We start from the raw sequence: 15,296 nt of genomic DNA on the forward strand, positions 1-15,296 counted from the left end.
CAATAAAGCGCGATACTGCCGCTCGCCATGGCCCGACCGTCCCGCCAGCTCGACCGCACCCTGCTCGCCAGCGGCGCGGCCCTGTACCCGCAGCTGGGCTGTGCCGGCCTGTCGGTGCGCGCCGTGGCGGCGCACGCCGGCACCTCGCCGGGCATGTTCCACTACCACTTCGAGAGCAAGGACGCCTTCCTGGCCGCGGTGCTCCAGCGCTTCTACGACGACATGTTCGAGCGCCTGGAGACCGCCTCCGGCGCCCCCGCCGACGACCCGCTGCACCGGCTGCGCCACGCCCTGCTGGCCCTGGCCGGCGTGGCGCGCGACCACGCCCCGCTGTGGCGCCGCGCGCTGGCCGACGCCGAATCCGGCCAGGCGGTGGCGGCGGACTTCCTGCGGCGCAACATGCCGCGCCACGTCGGGCTGCTGCTCGGCCTGCTGGCCGATGCCGAGCGCGCCGGCCGCATCGCGCCGCGCCCGCCGCTGCTGCGCCTGACCTTCCTGCTGGGCGCCGTGGTGGCGCCGGTGCTGGTGGCCTCCACGCTGCGCGAGCGCAGCCTGCTGCCGCCCGTGGCCGGCCCCGCCGTGGGGCCGCAGGTGCTGTCCGACGAGGCGATCGCCCAGCGCGCCGACATGGCGCTGCGGGCGCTGATGAAGGGAGAAGGCGATGGCTGAAGCATTTGCGCGAACCCGCGCCTTGCCCGCGGCGCTGCTGGCCGCCCTGGCCGCCGCCGGCTGCCAGCCGGCGCCGCCCGCGGGCTGGTCGGGCTATGCCGAAGGCGACTACGTCTATGTGGCCGCGCCCGTGGCTGGCCGCCTGCAACGGCTCGACGTGGCCGCCGGCGACCAGGTCCGCGCCGGCGCGCCGCTGTTCGCGCTCGACGGCCAGACCGAGCGCGACGCGGCCGACACCGCCCAGGCGCAGCTCGCCGCCGCCCAGGCCCAGGCGGCCAACCTGCAAACCGGCCGCCGCCCCGACGAGGTGGCGCAGATCGAGGCCCAGCTGGCCCAGGCCCGCGCCCAGGCGGCGCTGAACCAGACCGACGCCGCCCGCAAGGCGGCCCTGGCGGCCGAGGCCGCCGTCTCCCGCATGGAGGCCGACGCCGCGCGCACCGCCGCCGCGCAGTCGCGCCAGCGCGTGGCCGAGCTGGAGGCCGCCCTGCGCACCGCCCGCGAGCCCGCGCGCGTGCAGGAGCGCGCCGCCGCGCAGGCCCAGGCCGAGGCCGCCGCCGGCACGCTGGCGCAGCAGCGCTGGCGGCTGGCGCAGACGGCGCAGGGCGCGCCGGCCGACGCCGAGGTGGCCGACACCTACTACCGCGTCGGCGAGTGGGTGGCGGCCGGCCAGCCGGTGCTGGCGCTGCTGCCGCCCGGCCAGCGCAAGGCGCGCTTCTACGTGCCCGAATCCGACGTGGGCGCGCTCAAGCCCGGCGACGCGGTGCTGCTGGCCTGCGACGGCTGCGGCGCGCCGATCGCCGCGCGCGTCTCGCGCATCGCCAGCCAGCCGGAGTACACGCCGCCGGTCATCTACTCCAACGCCCAGCGCGCCAAGCTGGTGTTCCTGGTCGAGGCGCGGCCCGGCGCCGCCGACGCGCCGCGCCTGAAACCCGGCCAGCCGCTCGACGTGCGGCGCGCTTCATGAACAAAAATGGCCTCCAGCGCGCACCAGGCAAGCGCTGCCAGCTATGAATGATGTAGCGACTGCCGCGCCCTGGGCCATCGACGTGCGCGGCCTCACCAAGCGCTACGGCGGGCGCACCGTGGTGGACCACATCGATCTGCGGGTGCGCGCCGGGCGCATCTGCGGCTTTCTCGGCCCCAACGGCAGCGGCAAGACCACCACCATCCGCATGCTGTGCGGGCTGCTCACGCCGGACGAGGGCGAGGGCAGCTGCCTGGGGCTGGACATCCGCCGCCAGGCGGCGGCCATCAAGCGGCAGGTCGGCTACATGACGCAGCGCTTCGGCTGGTACGAAGACCTGTCGATCCGCCAGAACCTCGACTTCGTCGCCCGCCTGTTCGAGCTGCCGCAGCGCGCCGCCGCCGTGGACGCGGCGCTGGCGCAGCTCGGCCTGGTGGAGCGTCAGCACCAGCTGGCCGGCGCGCTGTCGGGCGGCTGGAAGCAGCGGCTGGCGCTGGCGGCCTGCCTGCTGCACCAGCCGCGCCTGCTGCTGCTGGACGAGCCCACCGCCGGCGTGGACCCCGCCGCGCGGCGCGACTTCTGGGACCAGATCCACGCGCTGGCGGCTGGCGGCATCACCGTGCTGGTCTCCACCCACTACATGGACGAGGCCGAGCGCTGCCACGAGCTGGCCTACATCGCCTACGGCCGCCTGCTGGCGCGCGGCACCGAGGCCGAGATCATCCGCGCCGCGGGCCTCGCCGTGGTCGAGGTCGCCGGCGAACTGGCGCCCGGGCAGGTCGCCGCGCTGCGCGCCGCCCCCGGCGTGCGGAGCGTGGCCGCCTTCGGCGCGCGCCTGCACGTGGCCGGCACCGACGCCGAGCGGCTGCGGCAGGCCGTGGCGCCGCTGGCCGCGCTGCCCGGCGTGCGTGTGACGCCCGCCGAGCCCAACCTGGAGGACGTGTTCATCGGCCTCATCGGGCAGGCCCAGGACAACTTCGCCGAAGGCGCGGCGATGGGCACGAAATGACCCGCTGGTCGCTCGCCCGCGCGCTGGCGGTGTTCGTCAAGGAGTTCCAGCAGATGCTGCGCGACCGCCTGACCTTCGCCATGGCGGTGGCGATCCCGGTGGCGCAGCTGGTGCTGTTCGGCTACGCCATCAACACCGACCCCAAGGACCTGCCCACCGCCGTCGTCGCCGCCGACAGCGGGCCGCTGGTGCGCAGCGTGGTGTCGGCGCTGGGCACCAGCGGCTACTTCCGCATCGTCGCCAGCGGCATCGGCGAGGCGCAGGCCGACGAGCTGATGGCGCGCGGCGAGGTGCAGTTCATCGTCGTCGTGCCGCCGCGTTTCGAGCGCGCGCTGCTGCGCGGCGAGCGGCCGGCGCTGTACCTGGCCGCCGACGCCACCGACCCGGTGGCCGCCGGCAACGCGCTGGCGGCCGTGGGCACCATCGCCACCCGCGCGCTGGCGCCCGACCTGCGCGGCCCGCTGCGCGCCTTGCAGGCCGGCGCGGCGCCGTTCGAGGTGCGCGTGCACCGCCGCTACAACCCCGAGGGCCTGTCGCGCTACAACATCGTGCCGGGGCTGATCGGCACCATCCTGACGATGACGATGGTGATGCTCACCGGCCTGGCGATGACGCGCGAGCGCGAGCGCGGCACCATGGAGAACCTGCTGGCCACGCCGGTGCGCCCCATCGAGGTGATGGCCGGCAAGATCGCACCCTACGTGGTGCTGGGCTACGTGCAGCTGGCGGTGGTGCTGCTGGCGTCGTGGGCGCTGTTCGACGTGCCCATGGTGGGCAGCTTCGCGCTGCTGATGGCGGTGATCGGCGGCTTCATCGTCGCCAACCTGGCGGTGGGCTTCACCTTCAGCACGCTGGCGCGCAACCAGTTGCAGGCGATGCAGATGACCTTCTTCTTCTTCCTGCCCTCGATGCTGCTGTCGGGCTTCATGTTCCCCTTCGCCGGGCTGCCCGGCTGGGCGCAGGCGCTGGGCGAGCTGCTGCCGCTCACGCACTTCCTGCGCGTGGTGCGCGGGGTCATGCTCAAGGGCGCGGGCTGGGCCGAGGTGTGGCCCGACCTGTGGCCGCTGCTGCTGTTCACCGCCGTGGTCAGCGCGGCGGCCATCGCGCGCTACCGGCAGACGCTGGACTGATAATCGCCGCCACCTTTTCATCGACAGCAACAGGATCGGGATGAGCGCCATCGACGTCGTCATCATGGCCGCGGGCAAGGGCACGCGCATGAAGAGCCAGCGCCCCAAGGTGCTGCACCGCCTGGCCGGCCGGCCGCTGCTGGCCCATGTGCTGGACAGCGCGGCGGCGCTGGGCGCGCGCTCGGCGGTCGTCGTCACCGGCCACGGTGCTATGGAAGTGGAAGCTGCTTGCGCAGGCTGGGCGGGCGCTGGCGGCCAAAATCATGCAGAAGTCCGATTGGCCTACGCGCGCCAGGAGCCACAGCTCGGCACCGGCCACGCCGTGCAGCAGGCCGCGCCGCTGCTGGGGGGCGACGGCGTGACGCTGGTGCTGAACGGCGACGTGCCCCTGGTGCGCCCCGAGACCCTGCGCGCCCTGGTCGATCTGTGCGCCGGCCGCCAGATCGCGCTGCTCACTGTCGATACGGGTGCGGACGCCGGCGCCTACGGCCGCATCGTGCGCGGCGCGGGTGGCGGCGCGCCGGTGCAGGCCATCGTGGAAGCCAAGGACGCCACGCCCGCGCAGCGCGCCCTCACCGAGTGGTACAGCGGCGTGATGGCCGCGCCCACGCATCTGCTGAAGAAATACCTGGCCCTGCTGACCGACGACAACGCGCAGCGCGAGTTCTACCTGACCGACGTGGTGAAGCACGCGGTGGCCGATGGCACGCCGGTGCAGGCGCTGCGCATCGCCGACGCGGTGGAGGTGGCGGGCGTGAACAGCCCGCAGCAGTTGGCCGAGCTGGAGCGCGCTGTGCAGCAGCGCCACGCCGCGCGGCTGATGGAAGCCGGCGTGCGCCTGGCCGACCCGGCGCGCTTCGACCTGCGCGGCGAGCTGCGCTGCGGCCCCGACGTGGAGATCGACGTGGGGTGCGTGTTCGAGGGCGTCGTCGAGCTGGGCGAGGGCGTGCGCATCGGCGCGCACTGCGTCATCGCCAACGCGCGCATCGCGGCGGGCGCGGTGATCCACCCCTTCACCCACATCGACGGCGCGGCGGTCGGCCCCGGCGCGCTGATCGGCCCGTTCGCGCGCCTGCGGCCCGGCGCCGAGCTGGGGCGCGCCGTGCACATCGGCAACTTCGTCGAGGTCAAGAATTCCACCCTGGCCGACGGCGCCAAGGCCAACCACCTGGCCTACCTGGGCGACGCCACCGTGGGCGAGCGCGTGAACTACGGCGCCGGCAGCATCACCGCCAACTACGACGGCGCCAACAAGCACCGCACCGTGATCGAGGCCGACGTGCACGTGGGCAGCAACTGCGTGCTGGTGGCGCCCGTCACCATTGGCGCCGGCGGCACGGTGGGCGGCGGCTCCACCATCACCAAGAGCACGCCGCCGGGCGCCCTGAGCGTGGCGCGCGGCAAGCAGGTCAGCATCGCCAACTGGCAGCGGCCGGCCAGGAAGAAGCCGTAGCGCCGCCTCAGCCGCTGCGCGGCAGGCCGGCCCAGGGGTCGTCTTCCGGCTCGTCGTCGGCCGGCTGGAGGCTCATCAGGCCGGTGACCGTCATGGGCACGGTGTCGCTGAAGCCGGGGTAGGCCGCGCTGGTGTCGCTGAGGTGCGGCGCCGTGGGTTCAAGAGCGCCCGGGGCGCTGGCGGCCGCGGCCGCGTCGGCCTTGACCGGCTTGCGCGGCAAGGCGGCGGCGCGCAGCAGGCGCCGGAACCGGGCCGGGTCGGGCAGGTCGCGGGTGGTGCGCTTGAGCCGGATCAGACGGATGCCGGCGGTCTTGAGCACGCGGTGCTTCTCCAGTGCGTCCTGCTCGGCCTCGGCGGTGTCCTCGTGCATGGCGTCCAGCTCGAAGGCGTACACCGGCACGCCGCCGCGGTTGCACACCACGTAGTCGACCACGTGCGTCGCCAGCCGCTGCTGGGCGCCCAGGCGGCTCTGCGCCTTGCGCACCGCCACCAGGTGGGACAGCGCCGAGCGGAACAGCACCGGCCGCCCGGGGAAGGCGCGCACCAGGTAGTCCAGCAGCTCCATCTCCGCCTGCGACAGGGCCGCGGTGGCCGAGAACTGGTCGCCCTCGGCCAGCGAGGCTTCGCCGTCGCCGCCGGCCGACCGCTGGCGCCACCAGAGCGCAATCAGCGCCAGCAGCGCCAGCAATGCGATCGACCACCACCACGCTTGTTGTTCCATGTCGCCTTCTCCTCTGGCGGCGATGATCGCACGCCCGCGCCGGCCGTCAACCGGGCGCGGCGGCTTCCAGCGCGGCCCAGCGCTCCAGCGCGGCGGTCAATTCGTCGTCGATGGCGGTGTCGCGCGCCTGCAGGGCGATGGCGCGCTGCAGGTCGCTCTGGTAGAGCGTGCCGTCGGCCAGCGCGGCGCGGATGCCGGCCTGCTCGGCCTCCAGCGCCTCGATGCGGGCGGGCAGCTCGTCCAGCTCGCGCTGCTCCTTGTAGGAAAGCTTCTTTTTTTGTAGCTGCTCGCGCTTGACTGGCGGGCTCTGGAGCGGTTTTCTGCTCAGATCTTCGGTGGGGGCGCCAGCGGCGGCCTGCAATGCCTGCCAGCGCGCACTCTGGGCCAGCCAGTCCTGCACGCCGCCCTCATACTCGCGCCAGCGGCCGGGGCCGTCCCAGGCCAGCGTGCTGGTCACCACGTTGTCCAGGAAGGCGCGGTCGTGGCTGACCAGGAACACCGTGCCCTCGTAGGTCTGCAGCAGTTCTTCCAGCAGCTCCAGCGTGTCGATGTCCAGGTCGTTGGTCGGCTCGTCCAGCACCAGCACGTTGGCCGGGCGCGCGAACAGGCGCGCCAGCAGCAGCCGGTTGCGCTCGCCGCCCGAGAGGCTGCGCACCGGCGAGGCGGCGCGCGCCGGGCTGAACAGGAAGTCGCCCAGGTAGCTCTTGACGTGCTGGCGGCGCGCGCCGATCTCGATCCACTCGCTGCCGGGGCTGATGAAGTCCTCCAGCGTGGCGTCCAGATCCAGCGCCGCGCGCATCTGGTCGAAATACGCCACTTGCAGGTGGGCGCCCCGGCGCACGCGGCCGCCGTCGGGTTCGAGCTCGCCCAGGATGAGCTTGAGCAGCGTCGTCTTGCCGGCGCCGTTGGGGCCGATCAGGCCGATCTTGTCGCCGCGCAGCACGGTGGCGCTGAGGCCGTCCACGATCACGTGGTCGCCGAAGGCCAGCCGCACGTCCGTCAGCTCGGCCACCAGCCGGGCCTGGTAGCCGCCGGTCTGGGCGTCGACGTCCATGCGCACGCTTCCTGTGGCATCGCGCCGCGCCGCGCGGGCCGCGCGCAGCGCCTGCAGGCGGTTGATGCGCCCCTGGGCGCGCGTGCGGCGCGCCTCCACGCCCTTGCGGATCCAGACCTCCTCCTGCGCCAGCAGCTTGTCGGCGCGCGCGTGGAGCGTGGCCTCCTGCTGAAGCTGCTCCTCCTTCAGCGCCTGGTAGCGCGCGAAGTTGCCCGGATAGGACAGCAGCCGGCCGCGGTCCAGCTCGACGATGCGCGTGGCCACGCGGTCCAGGAAGGCGCGGTCGTGCGTGACCACCACCACGCTCCCCTTGAATTCCAGCAGCAGATCCTCCAGCCACTGGATGGCGTCCAGGTCCAGGTGGTTGGTCGGTTCGTCCAGCAGCAGCACGTCGGGCGCCGCCACCAGCGCGCGCGCCAGCGCCACGCGCTTGCGCGTGCCGCCCGAAAGCTGCTCTACCTGCGCGCCGGGGAGCAGGCGCAGGCGCTGCAGGGTCTCGTCGACGCGCTGGCGCCAGGTCCAGCCCTGCGCGGCTTCGATGCGCGCCTGCAGCGCATCCAGCTCGCCCTGGCCGGCGGCGAAGGCGTCGACCAGCGCGCGCACCTCGGAAAGGCCCTCGGCCACGGCATCGAACACCGTCGCGGCATCGGGCAGCGCCGGTTCCTGCGCCACGTAGGCCACGCGCAGGCCCTGCTGCATCTGCAACTCGCCGTCGTCGGGGCGCTCCAGCCCGCCCAGGATGCGCAGCAGCGACGACTTGCCGGCGCCGTTGCGCCCGATCAGCCCCACGCGCTCGCTCGCGTGCAGTGCGAACTCCGCGTGGTCGAGCAGGGGAACGTGACCGAAAGCCAGCTGAGCGTCCAGCAGAGTGAGAAGAGCCATGATGGAAGAGATCGTTGCCGAGGGTTGGAGGCGGCCCGCAAAAATTTTTTTGACGAAGCTTGCGCGAACCGAAAAAGTGGTGCTATAGTCTAGGGCTTCGCTGATCACTGCCACGGCAGCAGACGCGAAGCCGGCAGCAAGGCCACAGGCCAAGCAGTCGGAGGGCAAAAGCCAAACGCATCGATCTCATCGGTGCATCGGCAAAAACCCTAAAGGTTGACAGGTTTCTCAAAAGCGTGTCATAATTCGAGGCTCAGTTGATCGCAACTGACAGCAAGCGCAAAGCGAAAGCGGTGCGCCGGTTCATTAAAAACATACAGCCGATAAGCGTGGGCGTTTGATGGCAATTGCCAAGTCTTTTCAGACTATCAAACGCTCATGAGAACAGAAGTGAAGTTCACTTCAATTCCGTTTAAATGAGTGAACTCGAAAGAGTATAAATTTCAAGATCGAACTGTAGAGTTTGATCCTGGCTCAGATTGAACGCTGGCGGAATGCTTTACACATGCAAGTCGAGCGGCAGCGCGGGGCAACCTGGCGGCGAGCGGCGAACGGGTGAGTAATACATCGGAACGTGCCCAGACGTGGGGGATAGCCCGGCGAAAGCCGGATTAATACCGCATACGATCTACGGATGAAAGCGGGGGATCGCAAGACCTCGCGCGTTTGGAGCGGCCGATGGCAGATTAGGTAGTTGGTGGGGTAAAGGCTTACCAAGCCTGCGATCTGTAGCTGGTCTGAGAGGACGACCAGCCACACTGGGACTGAGACACGGCCCAGACTCCTACGGGAGGCAGCAGTGGGGAATTTTGGACAATGGGCGCAAGCCTGATCCAGCCATTCCGCGTGCAGGACGAAGGCCCTCGGGTTGTAAACTGCTTTTGTACGGAACGAAAAGGTGCTCTCTAATACAGGGCGCTCATGACGGTACCGTAAGAATAAGCACCGGCTAACTACGTGCCAGCAGCCGCGGTAATACGTAGGGTGCAAGCGTTAATCGGAATTACTGGGCGTAAAGCGTGCGCAGGCGGTGATGTAAGACAGTTGTGAAATCCCCGGGCTCAACCTGGGAACTGCATCTGTGACTGCATTGCTGGAGTGCGGCAGAGGGGGATGGAATTCCGCGTGTAGCAGTGAAATGCGTAGATATGCGGAGGAACACCGATGGCGAAGGCAATCCCCTGGGCCTGCACTGACGCTCATGCACGAAAGCGTGGGGAGCAAACAGGATTAGATACCCTGGTAGTCCACGCCCTAAACGATGTCAACTGGTTGTTGGGTCTTCGCTGACTCAGTAACGAAGCTAACGCGTGAAGTTGACCGCCTGGGGAGTACGGCCGCAAGGTTGAAACTCAAAGGAATTGACGGGGACCCGCACAAGCGGTGGATGATGTGGTTTAATTCGATGCAACGCGAAAAACCTTACCCACCTTTGACATGTACGGAATCCTTTAGAGATAGAGGAGTGCTCGAAAGAGAGCCGTAACACAGGTGCTGCATGGCTGTCGTCAGCTCGTGTCGTGAGATGTTGGGTTAAGTCCCGCAACGAGCGCAACCCTTGCCATTAGTTGCTACGAAAGGGCACTCTAATGGGACTGCCGGTGACAAACCGGAGGAAGGTGGGGATGACGTCAAGTCCTCATGGCCCTTATAGGTGGGGCTACACACGTCATACAATGGCTGGTACAAAGGGTTGCCAACCCGCGAGGGGGAGCTAATCCCATAAAGCCAGTCGTAGTCCGGATCGCAGTCTGCAACTCGACTGCGTGAAGTCGGAATCGCTAGTAATCGTGGATCAGAATGTCACGGTGAATACGTTCCCGGGTCTTGTACACACCGCCCGTCACACCATGGGAGCGGGTTCTGCCAGAAGTGGTTAGCCTAACCGTAAGGAGGGCGATCACCACGGCAGGGTTCGTGACTGGGGTGAAGTCGTAACAAGGTAGCCGTATCGGAAGGTGCGGCTGGATCACCTCCTTTCTGGAAAACAGCAATTCAATTCAAACGTCCACACTTATCGGTTGTTGGAAGGTGTCGCCAGCGGTCTGGGCTAGCTAGGCTCGCATGCGACCGGCTTGGGTCTGTAGCTCAGTTGGTTAGAGCACCGTCTTGATAAGGCGGGGGTCGTTGGTTCGAGACCAACCAGACCCACCATCCCACCTTAAGTCATTCGGGGGATTAGCTCAGCTGGGAGAGCACCTGCTTTGCAAGCAGGGGGTCGTCGGTTCGATCCCGTCATCCTCCACCATCTTCATTGCCCGCATCTAAGCGTCGATTTTCGGTGCTTAGATGTTGGTATTGCCAACAAATTGAAATCTTCGGATTTCCGGCTGTTCTTTAACAATTCATAGAGTCGAATCAGCGTTGTCAACGGAAAGAGCGTCATGGCTCACCGTGCCGTTGGCAACAATTTTTGATTGCGTCACAACGAATTCAACCAAGTTGAAATTCGAGTAATTTGAGCTTCGTGCTCAATTACGGCATAACGCGCCAGGTGAAAGACCTGGCAAGTCTCTTGATGGCTTTGTGTTTCGTGAGAAACGTCAAAGTTATAGGGTCAAGTGACTAAGAGCATGTGGTGGATGCCTTGGCGATGATAGGCGACGAAGGACGTGATAGCCTGCGATAAGCTTCGGGGAGCTGGCAAATGAGCTTTGATCCGGAGATTTCCGAATGGGGAAACCCACCGTAAGGTATCTTGCAGTGAATTCATAGCTGCAAGAGGCGAACCGGGTGAACTGAAACATCTCAGTAGCTCGAGGAAAAGACATCAACCGAGATTCCGAAAGTAGTGGCGAGCGAAATCGGAGCAGCCTTCTAGTGATAGCACGACTGTTAGCAGAATGGGTTGGAAAACCCGGCCATAGCAGGTGATAGCCCTGTATGCGAAAACCGACGTGTGGTACTGAGCTAGAGAAAAGTAGGGCGGGACACGTGTAATCCTGTCTGAACATGGGGGGACCATCCTCCAAGGCTAAATACTCATCATCGACCGATAGTGAACTAGTACCGTGAGGGAAAGGCGAAAAGAACCCCGGGAGGGGAGTGAAATAGATCCTGAAACCGCATGCTTACAAAAAGTCGGAGCCCTTCGGGGTGACGGCGTACCTTTTGTATAATGGGTCAGCGACTTACATTCAGTGGCAAGGTTAACCGAATAGGGCAGCCGAAGAGAAATCGAGTCCGAATAGGGCGTTCAGTCGCTGGGTGTAGACCCGAAACCAAGTGATCTATCCATGGCCAGGATGAAGGTGCCGTAACAGGTACTGGAGGTCCGAACCGACTAGTGTTGCAAAACTAGCGGATGAGCTGTGGATAGGGGTGAAAGGCTAAACAAACTTGGAAATAGCTGGTTCTCTCCGAAAACTATTTAGGTAGTGCCTCAAGTATTACCTTCGGGGGTAGAGCACTGTTTTGGCTAGGGGGTCATGGCGACTTACCAAACCAAGGCAAACTCCGAATACCGAAGAGTACAGCTTGGGAGACAGTGCACCGGGTGCTAACGTCCGGACACAAGAGGGAAACAACCCAGACCGCCAGCTAAGGTCCCTAAAATTGGCTAAGTGGGAAACGAAGTGGGAAGGCTAAAACAGTCAGGATGTTGGCTTAGAAGCAGCCATCATTTAAAGAAAGCGTAATAGCTCACTGATCGAGTCGTCCTGCGCGGAAGATGTAACGGGGCTAAGCCAGTTACCGAAGCTGCGGATGCACAGCGCAAGCTGTGCGTGGTAGGAGAGCGTTCTGTAAGCCTGTGAAGGTGTCTGGTAACGGATGCTGGAGGTATCAGAAGTGCGAATGCTGACATGAGTAGCGTTAAAGCGGGTGAAAAGCCCGCTCGCCGTAAGCGCAAGGTTTTCTACGCAACGTTCATCGGCGTAGAGTGAGTCGGCCCCTAAGGCGAGGCAGAGATGCGTAGCTGATGGGAAACAGGTCAATATTCCTGTACCGATATGCAGTGCGATGTGGGGACGGATTCTAATAGGTCATCCAGTTATTGGATTCTGGTTTAGGCAGATGTAGGTGACAGGTAGGTAAATCCGCTTGTCATATACCGAGGCTGTCGATCGAGCGAGCTTGCTCGCGAAGTGACTGAACGGGGTTCCAGGAAAAGCCACTAAGCTTCAGCTGCATACGACCGTACCGCAAACCGACACTGGTGCGCGAGATGAGTATTCTAAGGCGCTTGAGAGAACTCTGGAGAAGGAACTCGGCAAATTGACACCGTAACTTCGGGAGAAGGTGTGCCCTAGTAGTGTGATGAGAACATCTGAGCATGAATGGGTTGCAATAAATAGGTGGCTGCGACTGTTTATCAAAAACACAGCACTCTGCAAACACGAAAGTGGACGTATAGGGTGTGACGCCTGCCCGGTGCTGGAAGATTAATTGATGGGGTGCAAGCTCTTGATCGAAGTCCCAGTAAACGGCGGCCGTAACTATAACGGTCCTAAGGTAGCGAAATTCCTTGTCGGGTAAGTTCCGACCTGCACGAATGGCGTAACGATGGCCACACTGTCTCCTCCAGAGACTCAGCGAAGTTGAAATGTTTGTGATGATGCAATCTCCCCGCGGAAAGACGGAAAGACCCCATGAACCTTTACTGTAGCTTTGTATTGGACTTTGAACAGATCTGTGTAGGATAGGTGGGAGGCTTTGAAGTGCGGTCGCTAGATCGCATGGAGCCAACGTTGAAATACCACCCTGGTGTGTTTGAGGTTCTAACCTAGACCCGTTATCCGGGTTGGGGACAGTGCATGGTAGGCAGTTTGACTGGGGCGGTCTCCTCCCAAAGCGTAACGGAGGAGTTCGAAGGTACGCTAGTTACGGTCGGACATCGTGACGATAGTGCAATGGCATAAGCGTGCTTAACTGCGAGACTGACAAGTCGAGCAGATGCGAAAGCAGGACATAGTGATCCGGTGGTTCTGTATGGAAGGGCCATCGCTCAACGGATAAAAGGTACTCTGGGGATAACAGGCTGATACCGCCCAAGAGTTCATATCGACGGCGGTGTTTGGCACCTCGATGTCGGCTCATCTCATCCTGGGGCTGTAGCCGGTCCCAAGGGTATGGCTGTTCGCCATTTAAAGAGGTACGTGAGCTGGGTTCAAAACGTCGTGAGACAGTTTGGTCCCTATCTTCCGTGGGCGTTGCAGATTTGAGAAAGCCTGCTCCTAGTACGAGAGGACCGGAGTGGACGCACCTCTGGTGTACCTGTTGTCACGCCCGTGGCATCGCAGGGTAGCTAAGTGCGGAAGAGATAACCGCTGAAAGCATCTAAGCGGGAAACTCGTTTCAAGATGAGATCTGCCGGGGCCTTGAGCCCCCTGAAGAGTCGTTCAAGACCAGGACGTTGATAGGCTGGGTGTGGAAGTGCAGTAATGCATTAAGCTAACCAGTACTAATTGCTCGTGCGGCTTGACCCTATAACTTTGATCGAAGCACGATCAGGGTTGTTATGCCAAGTGACGCATTCAAATCAAGCTGATTTGCTCTATGAATTGGTCGTCCTGACCATCAGTCAGGATGGCAAAAAGTTATGCCTGATGACCATAGCGAGGTGGTACCACTCCTTCCCATCCCGAACAGGACAGTGAAACGCCTTAGCGCCGATGATAGTGCGGGTTCCCGTGTGAAAGTAGGACATCGTCAGGCTATTACAGCGAGAGACGCCCAGTCAGAAATGACTGGGCGTTTTCTTTTGTGCGGCCATTGTTCAACGGAAGGCGCTGCGCGGCTTGTGGATACGCCGGTCAGCCTAAAATGGATGCCATGATCGCCCGCGAACCTACCATCGAACGCTTGGCCACGGCCAGCCAATTGCTGCTGAAGCCCTTCGGCCTGACCGAGGCGGATCTGGGCAAGACTTTGTCGCTGATCGCCGAGCACAAGGTCGATGATGCCGATCTCTACTTCCAGTACACGCGCAGCGAAGGCTGGAGCCTGGAGGAGGGCATTGTCAAGACCGGCAGCTTTTCCATCGACCAGGGTGTGGGCGTGCGAGCGGTGGCGGGCGAGAAGACGGCCTTCGCCTATTCCGACGACATCTCGGCGGCTTCTCTGGCTGACGCGGCGCGCACGGTGCGCTCGATCGGCGCGGCGGCGCAGAACAAGCGGGTGAAGCTGCCCGGCCGGCAGGTGGCAGCCAGCCGCACGCTGTACGGGGGGCTGGACCCGATCACCACGCTCGACAGCACCACCAAGGTGGCGCTGCTGGAGAAGGTGGAGCGCCTGGCGCGCGCCAAGGACCCGCGCGTGGTGCAGGTGATGGCTGGCTTGGCGAGCGAATACGACGTGGTGCTGATCGCGCGGCTCGACGGCACGCTGGCGGCCGACGTTCGGCCGCTGGTGCGCCTGTCGGTGACGGTGATCGCCGAGCAGCACGGGCGGCGCGAGATCGGCTCGTTCGGCGGCGGCGGGCGCTTCGGCCTGGCGTATTTCGACGATGCGCTGATCCAGCATTACGTGGACGAGGCAGTGAGCGCCGCTCTCACCAACCTCGAATCGCGCCCCGCCCCGGCGGGCGAGATGACGGTGGTGCTGGGCCCGGGCTGGCCCGGCGTGCTGTTGCACGAGGCGGTGGGCCATGGGCTGGAGGGCGATTTCAACCGCAAGGGCTCCAGTGCCTTCACGGGCCGCATCGGGCAGCGCGTGGCGGCCAGGGGGGTGACGGTGCTGGACGACGGCACCATTGCCGACCGGCGCGGCAGCCTGAACGTGGACGACGAAGGCCACGCCACGCAGCGCAACGTGCTGATCGAGGACGGCATCCTCAAGGGCTACATCCAGGACGCGATGAATGCGCGCCTGATGAGGGTCAAGCCCACCGGCAACGGCCGGCGCGAGAGCTATGCCCACATCCCGATGCCGCGCATGACCAACACCTACATGCTGGGCGGCGACAGGGATCCGCGCGAGATCGTGGCCAGCATCAAGAAGGGCCTGTACGCGACCAACTTCGGCGGCGGCCAGGTGGACATCACCAGCGGCAAGTTCGTGTTCTCGGCCAGCGAGGCGTTCTGGGTGGAGAACGGCAAGATTCAATACCCGGTGAAGGGCGCCACCATCGTGGGCAGCGGGCCGGAGTCGCTGAAGAAGATCACGCTGATCGGCAACGATATGGCGCTGGATTCCGGGGTGGGCACCTGCGGCAAGGAAGGGCAGAGCGTGCCGGTGGGCGTCGGCCAGCCGACGCTGCGCATCGACGGGCTGACCGTGGGCGGAACGGCCTGATAGCGGGGCTTCAAGCCGAATCGGCCCCCAGCGCCCGTCCAGCAAGCGCTGGCAGCTATGAAAAGAGTAGTTTTAGAGGCGCCGACAGGCTTGGCGCCGAGCTGTGCTACATTTGCCGGGTCATGAAAACACGTGCCGCTTTCGGCTTTTACTTTTGGTTCTCGGTCCCCGGCGGACGAGA

8 protein-coding genes, 2 tRNA genes and 3 rRNA genes are annotated in these 15,296 nt (G+C 65.0%); 11 read left to right on the forward strand and 2 right to left on the reverse strand.

What is annotated here, in order from left to right:
* Positions 1 to 27 precede the first annotated feature (27 nt).
* The 5 genes from QM772_RS14665 to glmU are packed head-to-tail and all read left to right on the forward strand — an operon-like array spanning position 28 to position 5,225.
* Positions 28 to 669, forward strand: a complete 642-nt coding sequence (locus tag QM772_RS14665; RefSeq protein WP_415137716.1) for a TetR/AcrR family transcriptional regulator — start codon at positions 28 to 30, stop codon at positions 667 to 669.
* Complete coding sequence (locus QM772_RS14670) at positions 662 to 1,633, forward strand: HlyD family secretion protein (RefSeq protein WP_415137718.1); 972 nt, start codon at positions 662 to 664, stop codon at positions 1,631 to 1,633. Before QM772_RS14665 ends, QM772_RS14670 begins: the two co-directional genes overlap by 8 nt.
* Positions 1,634 to 1,676: 43 nt before the next feature.
* A complete protein-coding gene (locus tag QM772_RS14675; RefSeq protein ID WP_415137720.1) occupies positions 1,677 to 2,642 on the forward strand; it encodes an ABC transporter ATP-binding protein in 966 nt (321 codons plus the stop codon).
* Positions 2,639 to 3,772 (forward strand): ABC transporter permease, encoded by a 1,134-nt coding sequence (locus tag QM772_RS14680; protein ID WP_415137722.1) that lies wholly within the window; start codon positions 2,639 to 2,641, stop codon positions 3,770 to 3,772. The genes QM772_RS14675 and QM772_RS14680 overlap by 4 nt, the downstream gene beginning before the upstream one ends.
* A gap of 40 nt (positions 3,773 to 3,812) precedes the next feature.
* Positions 3,813 to 5,225 carry a bifunctional UDP-N-acetylglucosamine diphosphorylase/glucosamine-1-phosphate N-acetyltransferase GlmU gene (gene glmU / locus QM772_RS14685; RefSeq protein ID WP_415137724.1) on the forward strand — a complete coding sequence of 471 codons (1,413 nt, stop codon included), beginning with the start codon at positions 3,813 to 3,815 and terminating at the stop codon, positions 5,223 to 5,225.
* 7 nt (positions 5,226 to 5,232) lie between these two features.
* Here glmU and QM772_RS14690 read toward each other — a convergent pair whose 3' ends face one another.
* Together QM772_RS14690 and QM772_RS14695 are read right to left on the reverse strand one after the other, a co-directional pair.
* Positions 5,233 to 5,946: a DUF2726 domain-containing protein gene (locus tag QM772_RS14690; RefSeq protein WP_415137726.1), complete on the reverse strand. Its 714-nt coding sequence runs from the start codon at positions 5,944 to 5,946 to the stop codon at positions 5,233 to 5,235.
* 46 nt (positions 5,947 to 5,992) lie between these two features.
* Complete coding sequence (locus QM772_RS14695; protein ID WP_415137728.1) at positions 5,993 to 7,882, reverse strand: ATP-binding cassette domain-containing protein; 1,890 nt, start codon at positions 7,880 to 7,882, stop codon at positions 5,993 to 5,995.
* 451 nt (positions 7,883 to 8,333) lie between these two features.
* Between QM772_RS14695 and QM772_RS14700 the strand changes: the two genes are divergently transcribed.
* The 6 genes from QM772_RS14700 to tldD all read left to right on the forward strand — a co-directional run bounded on the left by QM772_RS14700 (position 8,334) and on the right by tldD (position 15,115).
* Positions 8,334 to 9,862: ribosomal RNA gene (locus QM772_RS14700) — 16S ribosomal RNA — on the forward strand.
* A 97-nt stretch (positions 9,863 to 9,959) separates the two neighbouring features.
* Positions 9,960 to 10,036 (forward strand) — tRNA-Ile (locus tag QM772_RS14705).
* Between the two features lie 18 nt (positions 10,037 to 10,054).
* Positions 10,055 to 10,130 (forward strand) — tRNA-Ala (locus tag QM772_RS14710).
* Between the two features lie 307 nt (positions 10,131 to 10,437).
* Positions 10,438 to 13,308 (forward strand): 23S ribosomal RNA (locus QM772_RS14715).
* 116 nt (positions 13,309 to 13,424) lie between these two features.
* Positions 13,425 to 13,537 (forward strand): 5S ribosomal RNA (rrf, locus tag QM772_RS14720).
* The 16S, 23S and 5S rRNA genes sit together here with 2 tRNA genes alongside, the layout of an rRNA operon.
* 117 nt (positions 13,538 to 13,654) lie before the next feature.
* On the forward strand, positions 13,655 to 15,115 hold the full coding sequence (tldD, locus tag QM772_RS14725) for a metalloprotease TldD (protein ID WP_415137730.1): 1,461 nt from the start codon (positions 13,655 to 13,657) through the stop codon (positions 15,113 to 15,115).
* Positions 15,116 to 15,296 lie beyond the last annotated feature (181 nt).

It is taken from the genome of Ottowia sp. (assembly GCF_047601385.1).
Taxonomy (GTDB): domain Bacteria; phylum Pseudomonadota; class Gammaproteobacteria; order Burkholderiales; family Burkholderiaceae_C; genus Ottowia.